General features: G+C 67.1%; 14 protein-coding genes. 6 read left to right on the top strand and 8 right to left on the bottom strand.

Going from position 1 to position 19,559, the window contains the following annotated elements:
* Positions 1–308: 308 nt before the first annotated feature.
* The 3 genes from ACQP2D_RS32130 to ACQP2D_RS32120 all read left to right on the top strand — a co-directional run bounded on the left by ACQP2D_RS32130 (position 309) and on the right by ACQP2D_RS32120 (position 11,098).
* Positions 309–2,783: an FAD-dependent monooxygenase gene (locus tag ACQP2D_RS32130; RefSeq protein WP_433679660.1), complete on the top strand. Its 2,475-nt coding sequence runs from the start codon at positions 309–311 to the stop codon at positions 2,781–2,783.
* A gap of 183 nt (positions 2,784–2,966) precedes the next feature.
* Positions 2,967–10,205, top strand: coding sequence for an amino acid adenylation domain-containing protein (locus ACQP2D_RS32125; protein ID WP_433679659.1), 7,239 nt, complete (start codon positions 2,967–2,969; stop codon positions 10,203–10,205).
* A gap of 197 nt (positions 10,206–10,402) precedes the next feature.
* Positions 10,403–11,098 (top strand): S1 family peptidase, encoded by a 696-nt coding sequence (locus tag ACQP2D_RS32120; RefSeq protein WP_433679658.1) that lies wholly within the window; start codon positions 10,403–10,405, stop codon positions 11,096–11,098.
* Here the strand turns inward: ACQP2D_RS32120 and ACQP2D_RS32115 are convergent.
* Complete coding sequence (locus ACQP2D_RS32115) at positions 11,038–11,919, bottom strand: helix-turn-helix domain-containing protein (protein ID WP_433679657.1); 882 nt, start codon at positions 11,917–11,919, stop codon at positions 11,038–11,040. The two genes, ACQP2D_RS32120 and ACQP2D_RS32115, sit on opposite strands and share 61 nt — an antisense overlap.
* Before the next feature lie 130 nt (positions 11,920–12,049).
* On the opposite strand from ACQP2D_RS32115, the gene ACQP2D_RS32110 reads away from it, so the two are divergent.
* Positions 12,050–12,463, top strand: a complete 414-nt coding sequence (locus tag ACQP2D_RS32110) for a hypothetical protein (RefSeq protein ID WP_433679656.1) — start codon at positions 12,050–12,052, stop codon at positions 12,461–12,463.
* Between the two features lie 180 nt (positions 12,464–12,643).
* On the opposite strand, the gene ACQP2D_RS32105 is transcribed toward ACQP2D_RS32110, so the two are convergent.
* Both ACQP2D_RS32105 and ACQP2D_RS32100 read right to left on the bottom strand, forming a co-directional pair.
* Positions 12,644–13,156, bottom strand: coding sequence for an N-acetyltransferase family protein (locus tag ACQP2D_RS32105; RefSeq protein ID WP_433679655.1), 513 nt, complete (start codon positions 13,154–13,156; stop codon positions 12,644–12,646).
* A gap of 323 nt (positions 13,157–13,479) precedes the next feature.
* The gene (locus ACQP2D_RS32100) at positions 13,480–13,905 is read right to left on the bottom strand and encodes a hypothetical protein (RefSeq protein WP_433679654.1); all 426 of its coding nucleotides are present in this window, start codon (positions 13,903–13,905) and stop codon (positions 13,480–13,482) included.
* Positions 13,906–14,181: 276 nt separating this feature from the next.
* On the opposite strand from ACQP2D_RS32100, the gene ACQP2D_RS32095 reads away from it, so the two are divergent.
* Entirely contained in the window at positions 14,182–14,601 is a 420-nt protein-coding gene (locus ACQP2D_RS32095; protein WP_433679653.1) for a pyridoxamine 5'-phosphate oxidase family protein, read from the top strand.
* Between the two features lie 3 nt (positions 14,602–14,604).
* Here ACQP2D_RS32095 and ACQP2D_RS32090 read toward each other — a convergent pair whose 3' ends face one another.
* The 5 genes from ACQP2D_RS32090 to ACQP2D_RS32070 all read right to left on the bottom strand — a co-directional run bounded on the left by ACQP2D_RS32090 (position 14,605) and on the right by ACQP2D_RS32070 (position 18,651).
* Positions 14,605–15,183 (bottom strand): NUDIX hydrolase, encoded by a 579-nt coding sequence (locus tag ACQP2D_RS32090; protein WP_433679652.1) that lies wholly within the window; start codon positions 15,181–15,183, stop codon positions 14,605–14,607.
* A 46-nt stretch (positions 15,184–15,229) separates the two neighbouring features.
* Positions 15,230–15,514, bottom strand: coding sequence for a hypothetical protein (locus ACQP2D_RS32085; RefSeq protein WP_433679651.1), 285 nt, complete (start codon positions 15,512–15,514; stop codon positions 15,230–15,232).
* A gap of 53 nt (positions 15,515–15,567) precedes the next feature.
* Positions 15,568–16,578: a YncE family protein gene (locus ACQP2D_RS32080; RefSeq protein WP_433679650.1), complete on the bottom strand. Its 1,011-nt coding sequence runs from the start codon at positions 16,576–16,578 to the stop codon at positions 15,568–15,570.
* Between the two features lie 97 nt (positions 16,579–16,675).
* Positions 16,676–18,301 (bottom strand): RNB domain-containing ribonuclease, encoded by a 1,626-nt coding sequence (locus tag ACQP2D_RS32075; protein WP_433679649.1) that lies wholly within the window; start codon positions 18,299–18,301, stop codon positions 16,676–16,678.
* Between the two features lie 17 nt (positions 18,302–18,318).
* The gene (locus ACQP2D_RS32070) at positions 18,319–18,651 is read right to left on the bottom strand and encodes a hypothetical protein (RefSeq protein ID WP_433679647.1); all 333 of its coding nucleotides are present in this window, start codon (positions 18,649–18,651) and stop codon (positions 18,319–18,321) included.
* Between the two features lie 430 nt (positions 18,652–19,081).
* Here ACQP2D_RS32070 and ACQP2D_RS32065 point away from each other — a divergent pair, with 430 nt between their 5' ends.
* Positions 19,082–19,471 carry a hypothetical protein gene (locus ACQP2D_RS32065; RefSeq protein ID WP_433679646.1) on the top strand — a complete coding sequence of 130 codons (390 nt, stop codon included), beginning with the start codon at positions 19,082–19,084 and terminating at the stop codon, positions 19,469–19,471.
* Positions 19,472–19,559 lie beyond the last annotated feature (88 nt).

Below are 19,559 nucleotides of genomic sequence, written 5' to 3'. Positions count from 1 at the left end.
TCGGGCAGCTGACCGATCCGCATCTTTCGCAAAGCGTGAATTATGGCGCATGACAACGGATTCGGCCTGTCGAAACGGCCCCTTTGGGGCGAATCTCACACGGTAACGTTTCAGACACGCTTATAGCGGTAGGCTTCGGGTCGGTCAGGCACAGGCATCCCGCCCCGCCGGTCTGGTCGGGGATTACATCGGTCTTCGAACAGTGCTGCTCGGGGGATGAGAGCCGACGAGCAACGTGGCTCGGTGGTCGCTTCGAAAAGTGAAGGCGTCCTGTGCTGTCCAGTGGGTCGAGGGAAGCGCAGGTTCGAATGAGTAGTCCGGTCAAGGTTGTCGTGCTCGGTGCGGGGATCGGAGGGCTCACCACGGCCGCCGCACTGCGACAGGCGGGCTTCGCGGTCGAACTGTATGAAGCGGCCCCCGAACTGCGCGGCCAGGGATTCGGACTTTCGGTGCAGGCCAACGGCATCCACGCGCTGCGCGCGATCGGTCTCGGCATCGAGGAGGAACTGTTCGAGCGCGGCGGCAAGGTCGAGACCTTCCGCTTCAACAACCCGGATGGCACGCCCATCCGCGTGCTCCCCGTGCACCGCCAGGACGAGCGCCTCGGTGCGGCAAGTGTCGCGCTGCATCGCAAGGATCTGCATGCGGTGCTGTTGCGTGCGATCGGCGACACCCCGACTCATGTTGGCGCACAAGCGACTCGGTTCATCGATGACGGTGACCACGTGCGCGTCGAATTCGCCGACGGCCGCGTCGCCGAGGGCGATCTGCTGATCGGCGCCGACGGCATCCACTCGGTAGTGCGCGCCCAGCTGCACGGCCGCGCCGAACCGCGCCCCGGCGATTTCGTCGCCTGGCTGGCCTGCATCCCGTTCGAACATCCGGCTGTGCCGCGCGGCTACTCCGCCCACTACTGGGGCACCGGAATGCGTTTCGGCATCCACGACATCGGCCACGGCCGGGTCTATTGGTGGGGCACCATGACCATGCCCGGCGATGAGGCCGCCGATTGGCAGGGGACCAAGGAAGATCTGCAGCGGCTCTACGCCGACTGGGCGCCCGAGGTGCGCGCCTGCATCGAGCAGACCGACTGGGCCGATGTGCTCGCCGTACCCTGCCAGGACCGTCCGCCGCTCGCGGGTTGGGGCCGCGGCCGGGTCACCCTGCTCGGTGACGCCGCGCATCCCATGCTGCCCAGCCTCGGTCAGGGCGCCAACTCGGCCATCGAGGACGCGGTCGTGCTGGCCCACTCGCTGAAGACCTCGCTGGATCCCGTTGCGGGCCTGCGACGTTACGAGCAGGTGCGCGCCGAACGCACGGCCATGTTCGTCAATGGCTCGTGGTCGCTCGGCAAGATCGAGCAGACGACCGATCCCAAGCTGGTGAAGGTGCGCGACACCTACTTCCGGCACGCGCCGACGGAATTCTTCCTGCGCGAATTGGCCAAGCCGATGTCCTTCCCGGCGCTGGCCGGTCCGACCGCGCGGCTGCCGCGCCAGCTGTCCCCGGTGGAGCGCTGGCACTGGATCGCCGATCAACTCGCGCCGCTGCACATTCTGGCCCGGGTGCGGGTGCACGGGTCGATCACCGCCGAGCAGGTCCGGACCGGACTCGACGCGGTGCAGCACCGACATCCGCTGCTCGGTGTCGCGGTGGCGGCCGAACCCGACGGCACCGCACCGCGTTTCGTCCCGGTGCCGACACCGATTCCCTTGCGCGTTGTCGAATCCGCGGATGCGCGGACCTGGCTGACCGAGGTGGACGAGGTCGAACTGCGCGAGCCGTTCGACTGGCACGGCGGACCGCTCGCGCGCGCCGTGCTGATCACCGATTCGACCGGCGAGACCAGCGATCTGGTCATCACCCTGCACTACGCGATCGCCGACGGCGAGAGCGCGATGTCGGTGGCCAAGCAGGTGCTGCAAGTCGCCGCCGGCGAGGGCCCTGAACTCGAGCCCGCCCCGGTCCGGCCGGGTCCGGAGGCGCTGTTCCCGGCGAAGTTCCAGGGCGCCAAGGGCTTCGGTCGCACCGTGGGATCGCTGCTGCGCGATCAGAAGTCGCAGCTCAAACGTCCGCGCCGACTGGAGCCGACCGAATTGGCCGCGCCCGCGCAGCGACGCAGCCGGGTCGTGCACCGCGGCCTCAACGCCGATCAACTCGACGCGCTGAGTGCCGGGTGCGAGCGCAATGGCGTCGGTCTGCAGGCCGCGCTCTCCGCGGCGCTGCTCATCGCGGCGGCCCGAGAGTCGGGCACCTACAAGGAATCCTGGTACACGGTAGGCAGTTCGGTGAATTTCCGCGACCATCTCGACGGCGCGGTCGCCGATACCGAGGTCGGGACCTACCAGGGCATGATCGCGACCCCGGCGAAGTACGCGCCGTGGTCCTCGCTGTGGCGGATCGCCGGTGAAATCGAGCGCGAGTACGGCGCGCGGATGGATCGTCGCGATCACCTCGCGGCACTGAACCTGTTGCAGGTCGCCGCTCCGAAGTCGGTGGCCGCCAGCGCATCCACGGTCAAGCTGATGGACACCCGCGGTCCGGGGCACCTGTGTATGACCTACCTGGGCCGCTACTCGTTTCCGGACAAGATCGGCTCCTGGCAGCTGTCGGGCGCGCAATTCGTCTCCGGCATGTCGGTGAGCGGCTTCACCATGGCCACCGCGAATGCCACGCACGGCGAACTGTCGTTCAACCTCGGCTACGTCGAGCCCGCGGTATCTCGCGAGCGCGCGGAGCGGCTCGCCGATGAGAGTGTTCGCGCACTGCTGTCGGTGATCTGACAATGCGGGCCGTCCGCGCCCGCCCATAGACCGCGAATCCCGGTATCGAGCGCGATGCCGGTAATTCGCGCTATCTGAAAACTGGATACAAGTGGTAACTGCTTTGCGTTCGGCGTCGACAGGGGTGGGTCCTGGACAGGTTTGCGCACGGTATGTGCCGCGATCGTCGCGATAGGAGTGACTGTGACGTCCGAAATCAGCGCAACCCCGGAGCGATCCACCGAGGCCTGGCCGGTCAGCGCGTATCAGCGCGATGTCCTCGGCCTGGCATTCCGGCTGGCGCCCGAACCCGTTGCCCAACAGACCTATAGCCTGCGCATGGATGAGCCGCTGGATATCGAGCGGCTGCAGGCGTGCTGGCAGCGGACCCTGATGAGCGATGTCGCGCTGCGCCTGCGCTTCGCATTCGACAACGGCGAGTTCCGCCAATGGATTTCCGATGATATCCCGCCGGTCGAGGTCATCGATCTGACCGGTGCGCCGGATCCCGAGACCGCGGCTCAGGAGTGGCTGTGGCGCGAGGTCGGCGCACCGGAGCGGCCGGAGCGGCCCGCCCGGCTGGCCGCGGTGGTGGACCGGCCGGACCGGTTCTTCCTCTACATCTCGGTGCATCACGCGCTGGCCGACGGCTATGGCATGAATCCGGTCATCGCCATGCTCGATACCAGCTACAAGATGAAAGATGTTCCGCCCGACCAGCTCGCGGTACCGGAACCCGCCAATGAGCACACCGATCGCTCGGTGGCCACCTATCGGCGGATCATCGAGGACGACGAGGCATACCGGGCCTCCGAGCAGTACCAGGCCGACCGCGACGGACTGCTCGCCGCGCTCGACGGCGTCGAGCCCGCATTGTTCGGCAACCGGACCAACTCGCCGAGAATCGCACGCGGGCACTACAGCACGATGATTTCGGGGGAGTACCTCGACCGTGTCCGCGCCACCGGTGTCACCGTCTTCGCCTACCTGACCGCGGCGGTGGCGACCTATCTCGCGACGATCCACCGCACCGACGAGGTGGTGATCGGCTGCCCGATGCTGAACCGGCATTCCGCGGAGACGTACCGCACGCAGGGGCACCGAGCCAATGTCGTCCCGCTGCCGGTGCGCGTCGATCGGGATGTGCCGCTCGCGGCAATCGCGGAGCAGGTGACCCAGCAGATTCGGAAGCTGAAGAAGCATCAGCGATTCCCCTACGGTGAGCTGACCCGCGCGCTGAATCCGGATCCGGCCGCGCCGCCGCTGTACGACGTGGCCTTCTCCCACACCAAACTGCCCGATGCAGACTACGTCCACGAGCTGCTCTCGAAGTGGACGGTGCACAACCCGGGTTCGGTGACCAACGCACTCACCATCGTCACCGCGGAGAACGGCAGGGACGGCTCGATCAGCCTCCAGTTGTTCTACGACAGGGACGTTTTCGACGCGAGCTTCCCGATCGAATCGGCGCTGCGCGGCGTCGGCGAGCTGGTCACCGCATCGCTGGACCGGCCGCAGACCCCGGTGGGCGCGCTGCCGTTGCTGTCGGAGCGAATGCGTGCCGACGTGGCGGCCTTCGAGGCGGGGCCGCGCAACGAGTTCCCCTACACCACCATCGATCGGCTCTTCACCGAACAGGCCGCCGAGCATCCGGATCGGGTGGCCATCGTGCCCGCCGCCGGTTCCGGTGAACGGCGGCTGACCTACGCCCAATTGTCCGGTCTGGTGGATGGTTTCGCGGCCCGGCTGCACGAGCTCGGCGCCACCGGCAACGAATGCATTCCGGTGGTCCTGCCGCGTTCCACGGATATGGTGATCGCGGTGCTCGGCATCCTGCGTGCCGGGTGCGCCTATGTGCCGCTCGATCCGGAATATCCGGCGGCGCGCATCGAGACGGTGCTCGCGGACTGCGATGCGCGGTTCGTGGTCGCCGGACGCGAGCACACGCGGGTCTACGCCGACCTCGGCGTCACCCGCGTCACGGTGTCCGACACCCTGCCGGGCACCGTCGAAAACGTCTCGCATCCCCACGATCTGAGCTATCTGATCTACACCTCGGGCTCGACCGGCGTGCCCAAGGGCGTGATGATCGAACACCGCTCGGTGGTCAACCGGCTGACCTGGATGCAGCGCCGCTATCCGCTGACCGCCGACGATGTCATCCTGCAGAAGACGCCGGTCACCTTCGATGTCTCGGTGTGGGAGTTGTTCTGGTGGGCCATTACCGGGGCCGAGGTCGCGCTGCTCGAGGTCGGCGGCGAGCGCGACCCGCGTCGCATCGCCGAGGCCATCGAGGCGCACGGGGTGACCGTCATGCATTTCGTGCCGTCCATGTTGGCGGCCTTCGTGGACGAGCTGACGGCCGATCGCACGATCGTGCCGCGCATCGCCGGTCTGCGCCGGGTGTTCTGCAGTGGTGAGGCGCTGCCGCCCGCCCTGGTCCGCCGCTTTCACGCGGCCTTCACCGCGGTCGGCCAGCGGCCGCCGCAGCTGGTGAACCTCTACGGTCCGACCGAAGCCACCGTCGATGTCTCGTATTTCGATATCCCGGACACCGGCGATGCACTCGATCTGGTGCCCATCGGCCGCCCGATCGACAATATCGATCTGCTGGTCCTGGATGAATCCGGACGCCGTATGCCCATCGGGGTGCCGGGTGAACTCAATATCGCCGGTGTCGGCCTCGCCCGCGGATATCGCGGCCGCCCCGAGCTGACCGCCGCCGCCTTCGTCGACGACCTGTCCGTGCCCGGCCGCCGCCGCTACCGCACCGGCGATCTGGCGCGCTGGCTGGCCGATGGCAGCCTGGAGTTCCTGGGCCGCTTCGACGATCAGGTGAAGATCCGCGGTAACCGGATCACCCTCGGCGAGGTGCAGAACGCGATCCTCGGCTGCCGGGGGGTACGCGCCGCGGCCGTGGTGGACGAGCAGTCCGACACCCACGGACCGCATCTGGTCGGCTACTTCGTCGGCGATGCGGTGACCGGCGAGGAGATCGCCGAACAGCTCGCGACCCGCCTGCCCCGCTACATGATTCCGACCCGGCTGCTGCGGGTGGACCGGATTCCGTTGACCCGCAACGGCAAGGCCGATCGCAAGGCGCTGGCCCGCGAGGCGGCGACCGTCGAGCAGGTGGACGTCATCGGCGCGGTCGAACCGCGGACACCGGTCGAGGCCGAGCTGGCACAGGTCTGGCGGACCGTGCTCGGTATCGACTCCATCGGTGTACACGACAACTTCTTTACCCACGGCGGCGACTCGATACTCGCGCTATCTGTGCGCACCGCCGCCGAGCGGGCCGGGATGTATTTCGATGTGGACGCCTTCTACCAGCATCCGACCATTGCCGAGCTGGCCGGGATCGTTTCGGATGGTCCGGACGGCAACCGGATTCGGATCGCGACGGCGCTGGAGACGGTGCCGCTGATCGACCGCGCCGCCCTGCACCAGGCGGAGGACGCCTTTCCGGCCACCGCCCTACAGCTCGGCATGCTCTTCCACAGCATCGAGCGCGCCGATTCGGTGACCTACAAGGACGTGTTCCGCTACCGCCTCGACATGCCATGGGATGTCGCGCGCTTCCGCGCCGCATTCGACCGGCTGGTGCGCCGTCAGCCCGCCTTGCGCTCCTCGTTCGAACTGAGCAAGTATTCGGTGCCGCTACAGGTCGTGCACACCGCGGTCGAATACGAGCTGGAAATCGTGGATGTCTCCGATCTCGATCCGGTACTCGCCGATCAAGAGGTCGAGGACTACACCCAGGAGCGCAGGCACGCCCACTACGACCTCACTCGCGCACCGCTGCACGCCGTGCGGGTGTTCCTGCGTCCATCCGAAAGTGCGGGCCAGACCGTCGATCTGGTGCTCAGCTTCCACCACGCGATCCTCGACGGGTGGAGCGTCGCCACCGCGGTGCTCGAGCTGTTGCTCGACTACCTGAACACGCTGGGGCTGATCGAAACCGGTACCGATGACACCCCGCATGCGACCACCGTGCTCGCCGAATACGCACAGGCCGAAATCACCGCGGCACACGATGATTCGGCCCGTGCGTTCTGGCGGGACGCGCTGGCGGGCGCCGAACCGACGGCGCTGACCGCATTGGGTGTGCACGAGGGCGCCGGGGCGGAGGAACCGCGGGCCAGTGCGGTGGTGCCGCGCCGGCTCGCCGAGCGGGTGACCGCCTTCGCCGCCCGGCATCAGGTGCCGGAGAAGGCCGTCTACCTGGCGGCGCACTGCCTGACGCTGCGGACGGTGACCGGCCGCGCCGATATCACCACCGGCGTCGTCAGCCACGGCCGTCCGGACCGGGCGGGCGCGGAAAGCATTGCGGGCCTGTTCCTCAACACCCTGCCGATGCGGCTGGACGATACCGCGACCACCTGGCGCGCGGCCGTCGACCAGATCGCGCGTCGGGAGCGCGAGGCGTACCCGCACCGGCGCTATCCGCTGCGGTCGATGCTGGCCGATGGCGCCCCCGCCTTCGAGACCGCGTTCAACTTCATCAACTACCACCTCTTCGCGCCGATCGTCGGTGCGGACGGCGTCGCACTGCGCGATTTCGACGTTCGCGAGGACACCAACTTCCAGCTCCTGGTGACCGTGGCCAACGATCCACGCGATGGCCGAATGTGGGTGCGGGTCAACGGCGATCACACGCTGACCCGGGATCAGTGCGAGACCGTCGCGGTCACCCAGCTGCGCATGCTGGCGGGCATCGTCGCGGATCCGGATGCCGCGATCGATCGCAGCACGGGTCCGGCGACGGCCCGCGATATCGGCACGCTGGTCGCCGACGCGGCCGCGCTCAATCCGGATATCGTCGCGGTACAGGGCGACGAATCCGGCATCACCTACGACGAACTGATCGAGCGCAGCGATCGACTTGTCCGGCGGCTCAGCGATTTCGGCATTCGGACCGGCGATCGCATCGGCATTCTGATGGGCCGTCGCCCGGAGCTGGTGCTGCTGGTGCTCGCGCTCATGCGGCTCGGCGCGGCCTGCGTGCCGCTCGATGTCAGCTATCCACGGTCCCGGCTGAACCTGATGATCGGCCGCGCCGCCCCGCACCGGGTGATCGCCGACGCCGACTACGCCGATATCGTCGACAATGCCGCGCTGGTGCTGGACACCGCCGAACTGTTCGACCCGACAGTCGCCGACAGTCATACCGAGGCCGCAGTCCCGGACCATATCTCACCCGATGCGGTCGCCTACGTGCTGTTCACCTCCGGCTCCACCGGCGAACCCAAGGGCGTCGCCATGCCACACCGCGGGCTGACCACACTGGTGGACTGGCAGAACCGCAGCGCGTCGGGCATGGATTTGGCGAGCACACTGCAATTGGCGCCCTTGAGCTTCGACGTGTCCTTCCAGGAGATCTTCACCACCCTGGTCGCGGGTTCCACGCTGCGGGTCAGTTCGGTGGATCTGCGCTCCAATGTCGAGGAACTGCTGAATACCGTTGTCGCGGAGGGCATCGAGCGACTGTTCCTGCCCTACGTCGCATTGCAGGCCTTCGCCGAGGCCGTGGTGGCCCGGCGGATGTTCCCGGTCAACCTGAAGGTACTCGCCTCCTCCGGTGAACAGCTGCGCATCACCGACGAGATCCGCGCGCTGTGCAAGGTGGTACCCGGCCTGCTGCTGGAAAACCAGTACGGCCCAACGGAATCCCATGTCGCGACCACCTGCAGGCTCACCGGCTCGCCCGATGACTATCCGCCGCTGCCGCCCATCGGCCGTCCGGTCGACGGCGATACCGTCGAAGTGCTCGACGGCGCACTGCGTCCCGTGGCCGACGGCGTGATCGGTGAGATCTACCTGGGTGGCCGTTCCCTCGCGCTCGGCTACCAGGGCCGGGCGGGATTGACCGCGCAGCGTTTCGTGGCCGCCCACGGCGGCGCGATCCTCTACCGCACCGGCGATCTCGGTGTCCGGCTCGCCTCCGGTGATCTGGTCTGCCTCGGTCGCAGTGATAGTCAGGTGAAGATCCGCGGCTTCCGCGTGGAGCCCGCCGAGGTGGAGCTGTGCATTCTCGGGCTGGTCGAGAAGTATCCGACCATCACCGAGGCCGCCGTGGTGGCACGGGGTTTCGGTGGCATCGATGGTGCCCTGATCGCATTCCTCGTCGGCGACGCCGAGCAGACCGATCTGGCCGCGCTGCGCCACGATCTGCGCGGGGTACTGCCCGCGCATATGGTGCCGTCCCGGTTCGTCTTCCTCGACGAACTGCCTCGCACGCCCAGTGGTAAGCGCGACGACGGCGCATTGCGCTCGATCATCGACGCTGTGCCGGAATCGGTTGCCGCACAGCGGGAACCGGCCGACGAATACGAACGCACCGCCGTCGAGCTGCTGGCCGAATACGCCGGTCTGCGCTCGATCGGACTCGACGACGATTTCTTCGCCTCCGGCGGCACCTCGATCGGTGCCATGCGGGTGGTGATGGGGCTGTCCCGGCGCTTCGGCGTCGAGTTGCCGCTGGATTCGTTCATCGGTGCGCCCACTGCCACCGAACTCGCGGCGCTGATCCGCTCGGGCAATACCCAGCGCACCTTCGACCCCTTGGTGCCGATCAGCGTCGGCGGTCATAAGCCGCCGCTGTTCCTGGTGCATCCGATCGGCGGAAATGTGCTGTGCTACTTGGCCCTTTCCCGCTATCTCGATCCGGATCGGCCGATCTATGGCCTGCAGGCCGCGGGGGCGGACCCGGGCAGCACGCCGGAAAAGTCGATCGTCTCGATGGCGGAGTCCTATCTGGCGGCGGTGCGCCGAGTGCACCCCGAGGGGCCCTACCACCTGGCGGGCTGGTCCTTCGGCGGCAATGTCGCACTCGAAATGGCGCGTCAGCTGCCCGAACACGAAGTGGCCAGCGTGACCTTGCTCGACACCATGGCGCTGCGGCAGCAGGCCCGCGAACCGATCGCCGAGGAGCAGCTCATCCGCTGGTTCTTCCTCGAATTGCTGTGGTACGCCCGCGGAAATCAGGCCGCGCTCGTCGATTTCGAACCCGATGTGCACGGTTCCGAGGAACTGTTCGAGGCGATGCTCGCCGAGGCGATCAGGTCCGCGATCCTGCCCGCCGACAGCTCACCGCAGGCGATCCGCAGGCTCTACGACGTGTTCTACGCCAATTACACGGCGCTGCTGGAGTACCGGCTCGAACCCTATGACCGCGATATCACCCTGCTGCGGGCCGAACAGGGGCTGCCGCCGGGTGTCGATATCGCGCACCAGGCGGTGGGCAGCATGTTCGACAGCGCGAACAACGGGTGGCAGCAGTACGCGGCCCGACGCTTCACGCTGGTGCCGGTGCCGGGCGATCATCTGCACATGATGACCGAACCGCATGTCGGTGAGGTCGCCGTGCAGTTGGACGCCGCGCTGGCGGCGGCGGATCCGGATCTGGATCGGGAGCTGGGCGCCGAAATGCTCGACGCCTGACCGATGCGACCCGACCGTTATGCACGACGACCCGCATAACGGTCGGGTTCGGTGCCGTGGCAGGCGTGGTTCCCGTCATGGTGAACTACAGTTTCGAGGTGGCCGCAGCCATCGGGGTGGCTCTCCATCGCGTGTGCGGTCGGCCAACGCCTGAGTCGATTCCGATGTCGGCCAGCGCTTTTCGAGAGGGAGAGTAGTTGCCGTTGAAGTTCGCAATGCTCGCACTGGCCGCGGCCGCGGGGTGTCTCGTGGGGGCCGGTACCGCGCAAGCGGCGGGAAATGCCGTGGTCGGCGGAGGTACCGGTCTGGTCTTCGATAGCAACGCGGTGTGTTCGCTGACCGCCATCGGCTACGACAGCGCCGGACGACTGGTCGGGCTGACCGCCGGACACTGCGCCCCGACCGGTGCGCGATTGGGCGCCGAGCAGTTCCTCGACACCGGTGTGATCGGCACGGTCGCATACTCCGATGAGGGCGCGGGCCTGGACTTCGCGGTGCTGGAATTCGATCCGGCGAAGGTCACGCCCGCGCGCAATATCGGCCCGACCACCATCGCCGGGTTCGGTGCCGCGCCCGCCCCTGGTGAACCGGTGTGCACGAGCGGGCGCAGCGGCGGAATCGACTGCGGCATCGTGTGGGGCACGCTGGAGGGCAGCGTTATCAACCAGTCCTGTTCCAGGCCCGGCGATTCCGGTGGTCCGGTCACGGTGGGTGATCGACTGGTGGGTATGAATCAGGGGCGGCTGACCCGCCTCGGCGGCCTCGGATTCAACATTCCGTGCACCTTGGGCGCGAATCCCGTGCACTCACCGGCATTTTTCGCGCCGATCGATCAGATCCTCCAGGCCGTGGACGCCACCGGTGGTGTCGGCAGCGGATTCCAGCCCATCTGATCCGATGTGGAGTTCACCGCCGCGAGCCCGCGCAGGGCGTCGGCGGTGCATGCGTCCAGGGGGTAGAACAATTCGATCGCGAGCTCGGAGAGCGTGATATCGGCAGGCGCGCCGAAGGTGGCCATGGTGCTGAACATGCGCAGTTCGCCGAACGGAGTCCGGATACGCAGCGGGACCTCGAACGGACTCGGTTGTGCCGCATCGTCATCCGGTTCTTCGCGGTAGTCCGGCGGCAGGGGATAGGCGACAACCTCGTCGTAGAGTGCCCGCAGCTCGGCGTCGCCGGTCGCATCGACCTGGCGGGACAGTCGCTCCAGGAACAACTCCCGTACCTGGGTCAGGTTGGCGAGTCGGCCCGAGAGGCCATCGGGATGCAGCACCAGCCGATAGACATTCGGCCGCGGCAGCAGCAGTTCGTCGGGGATGCCGGTCATGAACAAGCCCATCGCGGCGTTTTCACCGACCACATGCCACAGCCGGTCCACCACCACCGCCGGATAGGGTTCGTGCGCGGTCAGCATGATGTCGAGCGCGGAACGGACCGAGGCCAGGCCGGCGTCATCGAGACTGCTCTCCCGGTAGGCGGGCGCGTAGTCGGCGGCCAGCAGCAGGGTATTGCGCTCGCGCAGCGGCACCTCCAGTGCATCGCAGAGCCGCAGGATCATGGCCCGACTCGGTTTGGACCGTCCGGTCTCCACATAGGAGATGTGCCGCGCGGAACTGTCCGCCGATAGCGCCAGGTCGAGCTGACTGAGCCTGCGTCGCTGCCGCCAGTCGCGCAGCAGTGCGCCGACACGTGTGTCCGTCCGAGTTGATGCCACCCGAGCAGGCTAGTCAGCGTTGCCTGCGTTCGGCCATGACCTCGGAGGTTATTGAGACCTGTACCTCGAACCGGGCATGGTCGGTGCCGGGAGCCGATCGGCTGCTATGGATCGACCTCAGGAGATGGATATGAGCGCGTCTACACTCAGCGCCCGGCCCGCGTCGGACACCGATTTCTTGCGGACGGTGCTGCGCCTGGACGGATGGGGAACCGGGGCCTTCGGCGTCGTCATGCTCGCCGCGGCGGCGGCGCTGAGCGGACCGCTCGGGCTGCCGACGGCCTGGTCCATTCCATTCGCTGTCGCGATGATCGGCGGCGGGCTCGCGCTGCTGCTCATCGCGGGATATCCAGAGCTGGTGCCGGGCCACGCGACTGCGGTCATCGGCGTCAACGCGGTATCGGCGGTGACGCTGGTGGTGTCGGCGTTCTCCGGTGTGCTGGAGCTGACCGGGCTCGGGGTGATGTTCCTGCTGATCGGGGCGGTGTGGGTTGCGGTATTCGCGGGGCTGCAGGCCCGCGGGGTGCGCCGGGCCGGGCTGTGAGTGCGGCAGCTGTCGGAGCCTTCGGGCGAGCTCGGATCGTGCCGATCAATGTCATCGCCGCGATCGCCGGTTCCGAACCGGCCGTCATCCCCGACTTTGGTGAGGCTGCTGGTGGTGGTTGCGATGTGGCCGTTATCCCCGACGTTGGTGGGGGTGCTGGGGTTGGCTGCGACGTGGTCGTCAACCGCGACCTTGGCTAGGTGCTGGCTGCGGTGGTGCGGAAGCCAGTGCGATGACCATCTCGCGCTCCATGCGCGGATCGTCATCGGCGCAACGCTGTTCGCGTCCGGTGAAGGTGAAACCTGTTCGCAGGTATAGGCGTTCGGCGTGCTGATTGCCGACGACGACGCAGAGTCGCAGGTGATGATGACCAAGTTCGCGAGCCCAATTGATCGTAGCGGCCAGCAGGAGATCCGATGTACCCTGCCCGCGCGCACATGGATTCACCCAGACCGATACCACCGTGGGCGGCTCGGTCTCGGTGATGATGCCCGCGCAGCCGACGACGCGATCGCCATTCTCGGCGACGAACAGCAGTCGCGTGCCCACCCATTGCCGCCATTGCCATTCGTCCCACTGCGCGGCCACCTCGTAGGTCGTCGCGAATGTCCCCGGTGGTGATCCCGCGAGGGCGTCGAGCCGGATCTCCTGTGCGACCATCCACTCGTCCCCGCCCAACTGCCGCACGCTCATTCGGCGATCTTGCACCGACATCTCGCGGTCGTGCAACCGCATATCTGCCCGCGAGTGACCCGGGGACCAGCGGTTATCAGCTCATCGCTGCCGCCGTCGCCGTACCCGTTCGCACAACGGCCGGTCGCACCTGGGTCAGTCGGGTGCATCGGTCCGTCGGGGCCAGCGATTGGGCGCCCGGCGTGTGGGCTCCTGTCGCGGAAGTCGCGAGCCTGCACAGGTGCCCGGCCGTCCTGGATGCGGTGCCCATGCTGAGCGATAGGCGCGGGCTCACGTTGAGTCGTCGGCAGCGCGACACCGGGCCGCCGGCCTGAGACGCGGATTCAACGCAGTCGGCCGGTGCGGTTGGTGGTCCGGTCGTCGCGCGTCGTCTCGGGGTGGGGCTGACGTGGTGGCTCCGCGTGTCGTTCGCGGGCGAGTTCGAGCATGGCCAGTCCGGTTTCGCGGATGAGGCTGTCGAGATCGTCGAGCATTTCGGCGATGGCATCGCTGGTCGTCTGCAATTCGGCTGAGCTCGGATCGCGCCGATCGAAGACGACGCGGAGCTTGTGTAGTCGGAGCCCGACATCGAAGAGGCGGCGCACCAGCCGATCGCTGGAATCGGCGAATGCGGTTGCACCGGCGGAGAGCTCATTGGTGGGGACGAAGGATCGTCGTGGCTTGCGCCGGGGGCCTCTACTGATGCCCATGCGGCTGCCGGGAAGTCGACGGGTGTCGCTCTGCGCGCTCGACCGCGCATTGTCGGGCATAACATTCCTCCTGAGTCATCTGATTCGTATTGGCGCCCACGCTTCGGGACCCGGAGACATGGGTATTCTAACGCGCACGATACCGCGGCAATGATCGCCTCCCCGGGGAATTCGATACTCCTGTACCACTTTTCGTTGTACTCATACGGTAATCACTTGGTACACAACAGGATCTAGAACCCGTTGATTCCGCATTCGTCGCGTCCGAGCTCAGCACGTGGTGTGCTGATCGATTAGGGGGCTGCTTCGCGTGACGAACGGGTGGACAATGGAGGGATGACAGTAAACGGTGTGCGGGAGTCACGCGAACTGTCGGTCGATGCGTCGCTGCATTTGCTCGGCACGATCGGATTCGGTCGTGTTGCGTTCTCGCGCTACGCCTTACCCGCCATTCGGCCGGTCAGCCATGCGGTTGTCGATGACCAACTGGTGCTCTACGCCGACTCCGCGACAACCAGTTCGCTCGATCGTCAGGTGGTCGCCTATGAGGTGGACACGATCGATCACGAAACCTCCCTTGGCTGGTGTGTGATCGTGACCGGCATTGCCGATACCGTCCGCGACCAACACGAAATCCTGCACTATCAGCAGTTCTTGCCGGAGCGCACGGTCGGGGCGGGCGATCGGGTGACCAGAATCCTGCCCGATATCGTCACCGGCATCGAATACGTCGGGTCCGAGGACATCGAACGGTAGTGCCTACCGGTCCGGCATCGGTTCGGGGAGTAGAGGTTCGAGCTTCGCCAGGAAGCGGGTGAAGTGCGGGTCGGCGTCGGTGCGGTCGAAGGTATCGATCTCCCACCAGCGTGACGCGCTGAATTCGCCCGGGTCCAGCGTGTATTCGCGGGTACGGTCGCCGCGGATGACATACCAGAGGCTGACATCCTCGTGGCCGCTGTCGATTCCGACGGTCGTGGTCACCGTGAGGAACAGCGGTTCGGTTCCGGTGACGGTGAATTCGGCATCGAGACCCAGCTCCTCGGCCGCCTCGCGCCCGGCGGCGGTCAGGGGGTGTTCGCCTGGCGAGATATGACCGCCGGTCGGCAGCCACAGTCCGGCCAGGCGATGGCGGCCGAGCAGGACGCTGCGGGTTTGCGGGTCGACGAGCACGACGTAGGAGACCAGATGCCGCGGCGGCGTATCGGGTTTGACTCGACGGAATACGTCGTCGGTGGCGGCGAGCCAGGCCAGCGTTTCCGCGATGTGTTGGCGCTCGAGCTCGTCGAGCGGATCGATGGCGTCGACGATATCGGCGACGGCGGCGGTCGCGAGGTTCATGGCAGGTGAGGATAGCGGCAGGCACCGACAGGTTCGCCGCCGCGAGTCAGTCCAAGACGACCGGGCGCAGCCTGGTGGTGTAGACCCCTGCGCGATCGAGCGCGTCGGCCGCCGCGTCGAGCTCGATCGAGGCCTCCTCGAACACTTCCCGCGCCCCCGCGATGCAGTAGGCCGGGGTGGTGAGCGCCCCGATGCCCTCGGTATCGACCAGCATCCCCGAGGTTTGCAATGATCCGTAATCCGCATCCAACTCGGCCAGTTCCCCACGAAGTTCGCGCAGCCGATCGAACAACCGCTGCCGCCGAATCTCCAGTGCCAGTGGATCGGTCATCGCACGCTCCCCAGGTCGGCTACATCGCTCGCTGCCCGCAATCTACCGCCGATCTATGCCGAAGGCTCGAACTCCAACAGCACCGGTCCACCACCCCGGCCCTTCGGCAGTGGGAAGAAGCTGTGGTGAGTATCCGGATCGACGGCGACCGTATGCGCGCCCTCGGCAAGATGATCGGATGCGAGGGCGATGGTGTGTCCGTCGCGCTGGTCGAACAGGCTCACCCAGCCGCTCTCGGCGGCCACATACAGCCGATGGGCCGAATTGTCGTAGACCAGCACATCGGGAGTCCGGCCGACGCTGTTCGCATCGATCACGGTGCGACGGGTGAGATCGACGGTGACCAGGCGGGCATTGTCCTCGCATCCGACGAACATCAGCCGGTCGGCCGCATCCAGTGCCTGACCGTGCGGTCCGGCGCAGCCGGGTACCGGAATCCGGTCGGTCACCGTCAGCGTCTCCGGATCGATGACGGCGAGATCGGTCCTGCCCTGGACCGCGACGATCATTCGGTCGGTATCGGCGTCATAGACGACATTGCCGACTTCACCACCCAATGGCACCGTGCCACGGACGGTTCCGGTTTCGGCGTCGACAACCGTTTCGGTCCCGGCGCGCTGGTCGGTGGTCCACACCGCGCCGCGGCGCGGATCGTAGGCGAGTCCGTCCGGATAGTCACCGGTCGGCGAGGTGCGCAGGATGGTGCCGCTATCGGAGTCGATGGTCGCGAGTTGGTTGCGTCCGGTCGCGGTCGCGAAGATTCGATGCCGCTGCGGAACCGCGAGCACGCCGTGCACGTCGGGCAGGTCGGCGATCGTACGCACCACGCGATGGGCGCGGATATCGATCTCGACGACCGCACCCGCACCCATATGTGCCACCCACAGCACGCCGGATCCGGCGTCCAGGCTCATGTAGTCGAATCGCACCGCCGCACCGGGCAGGTCGAGCTGCCGGAGTTGGTGTAAGGGCAATCGGCTCGACTCGGGCGGCGTCGAGGTGCCGCACCCGGTCGCCACCACGACGACCGCGCAGGTCAAGGCGATCGGCCAGATCGGTCGCATCGAGCCTCCCGTCGAGGGCAACCGTGGGTTCAGACTAGTCCGGGAGCGAACGGGGGTCGTGGATTCGAACAGCGCAAGGGTGCATCAGTCGGCCCGGTCAGGCCGGGAAGGTGAAGCCGACCTTGCGGGTCGCGGGGTCGGCGGCGATCAGGCGCACCTGGACATTCGAACCCTCGGGTGGCCCGCCCAGGCAGGGGCCGACCACGGGTGGGTCGGCGACGAAGACTTCGGCGGCGCGGCTGCCATTGGCCTCGCGTACCACTATGGCATCGAAGACCGTGCCGCCGCGTTCGGCGAGCAGGGTGGCCTCGGTCAGGTCGATGCAGGCCCGTTCCACCTTGCCCGCGATGCTGTCGCTGCGCTTCATCGATTCGGCGGTGGGGACCAGGCCATCGCGAACCCATTGCGGCACTTCGGTTCCGGCGCAGCGGGCCAGACAGATCTCGGTGGCGAACCGATCCGCGAGGCGGCGCAGCGGCGCGGTCACGTGTGCGTACGGCGCGCCGATCGCGCTGTGCTGCAGATTGTTGGGTGCGTTGTTCCCGGATCGAGCGCCGTTCGTCGAGCGCGAGCCGCCGGTCGCCCGGCCGCTTCCGGCCTCCTGCCCGCCGCCGGTCGGTCCACCGCCAACCGATTGCCCGCCACCGCCAGCCGCCGCGCCGCGGGTTGTCCGCCCGCCACCGATCGGCGAACCACCCGCTTCGTCCATCGCGCCGTCGAGCACGGTGTAGGCGGCGCCCCGCAAGAGCCCGGTCGCTTCCGACATCAGCACCAGCGTCGCGGGCGCCTTCGGATCCAACCCCGCCAACATCCGCCCGACGGACTCGTCCGTGGGCCATTCGACCCCGAGCGCCGCGGCGGTCCTACGCATCGAATCGATCGCCGATTCCGTGGGCGGCGGCATGGTCCGCAAGAGCGCGATGCGCGCACCGGCGCCTGGTGCGCCGTCGGATCCACTGCCGTTCAACATGATTCGCGCCGCGCACATGCCGGTGAGCAGCGAAACCTGCTCGTTCCAGTCATCGGCCGCGGTGCGCGGTTCGACAACGAGGCGCCAGTGCCCGTCGGCGCTGTCGTCGCGGATAATGCTCTGGGCGGGCAATCGCAGCCCGATCGCGCCACGCGCCAGCCCGGCCTCGATGCGCCGCGTGCCGAATTCCGGCAGGGCCGCGATCGAGGGGTGCAGGCGGTTCGCGTCGGCGTCGGCCTGGACGCTCGCGTAGTCGAGCCGGGCCCGGGAGCGCACGGTCGCCCGGACCACCGAGAACCGTTGCGGCTCGGCGTTCTCATCGCATTCGATGGTCCACAGGGCGGCGGGCCTGGTCTGTTCGGGGAGCAGGCTCGCGGAGTTCTCCGACAGGATCGTCGGATGCAGCGGCACGGTGCCGTCGGGGAGATAGAAGGTCTGGCCGCGCATACCCGCTTCTCTGGCCAGTGGGCCAGCCGGGTCGATGACGGCGCCGACATCGGCGATCGCGTAATGCACGGTGAAGCCGGATGCGGTGCGTTCGATATGTACCGCCTGGTCCAGATCCAGGGCGCCGGGCGGGTCGATCGTGACGAACGGAATATCGGTGCGATCACTGCGATGGCCCGCGAACGCGTCGATCGCGTCGCGGGCCGCCGTGGTGGCCTCGGCGGGATACGCCGAGGCCAATCCGAATTCGGATCGAATGGCACCGAAATCGACCGGTGCCGAAACGATCCGCTGGTGGAGTTCCACGGTTTCGCACTCGTGCTCTACTGCAGTGCCAGCATCGTGCCGTTCAATTCATTGAGCGGGCCGTACACAGTAAAGGTCACCCGTCCACCCGGGACGCTGGCCGAGACGTCGGCTGCGGCGTCCAGCGCCTCGCCGAACGACGCCGCCGACGGATGCGGCAGACCGGCGATGGCCTGCCCGATGTGATTCTGGTGCACCCAGGCGGTGTCGGCCGGGTTGAGGTCGACCCGGACCCCACCCGCCAGCGGGGTGACCGCGACCGCCGAGGCGGATCCGGTACCCAGCATGGCGAAAACCGATGCGGCCCCGGCGATCAACGCACCGGCGACCAGTGAACGAACAATCCGCATAAAGATTCAGACCTGCTTCCATGATCGAAGAATGGGGAGGGTTCGTGGCGGCCCGGCTACGGGGCTTACCAACGGCGCCTACTCTATGACGTCGATCACGTTCAAGGCCAGTTCCCGCCGAATCGACATACCGAACACGCTGAGCCGGGCGCCGTCACACAGTGGCTGCTAGGGTTCCCCGGCGTGGCGGGGTTTGCCTTTCCCGCACATTCGCCAGCGTCCCTACGTCGACAATTGGGAGTTATCCACTGATGTCAACGATTCTTTTCGATTACCTGATGCCGCTGCTCGGTCCCGAGCAGGCGTCGTATTGGGCTCAGGTCTTGATGGTCGGCCCGCTCTGACCTCACAGTCACCGATGCGGTGTTCGTCGCCTTCCGTTAACCACACGGGAGGCGGCGTTTCCCGAGTCCCGCTAGCATCCCGCTCCGTGACCAGAACTACCGCCGCGATCGCGGCCAGCTCCGCCGTCTTCGCCCTGCTCATCGCTGGTTGCAGCGATGACAAAGCCTCCTCCACCGCCGCCTCGTCATCCGGCGCCGCAACCACCTCGGCGGCCAACGCGGCCGGCTCCGAAAACCTGGACAGTGTCAAGGCGGGGACGTTCGTCGTCAGCTACCGCAGCGCCTTCCCCAAGCTCGCCGATGGCAAAGACGACGCCAAGATCCGCAGCGTCTTGGCCGACACCTGCAAGGACATCAAGGGCGGCAAGAGCGAGGACGAGATCGTCCAGAACGTCATCAAGCGCACGAAGGGCAGCGCCGAGGCCTCCAAGGAAGAGGCCCAGGCGATCTACCAGATGGCGAAGATGCTCTGCTGATCAGCTTTCCGGCTGATCAATCCTTCAGCCACGGCAGGTAATTGGGCAGGTATTTCAACACGTATCCGACGGTGATCATGACGATGAT

The sequence above is a fragment of the Nocardia sp. CA-119907 genome (assembly GCF_050955995.1).
Classification (GTDB): Bacteria; Actinomycetota; Actinomycetes; order Mycobacteriales; family Mycobacteriaceae; genus Nocardia.
Note: the sequence above shows the minus strand (reverse complement) of the source record. Positions and strands in the feature narration are given on the sequence as shown.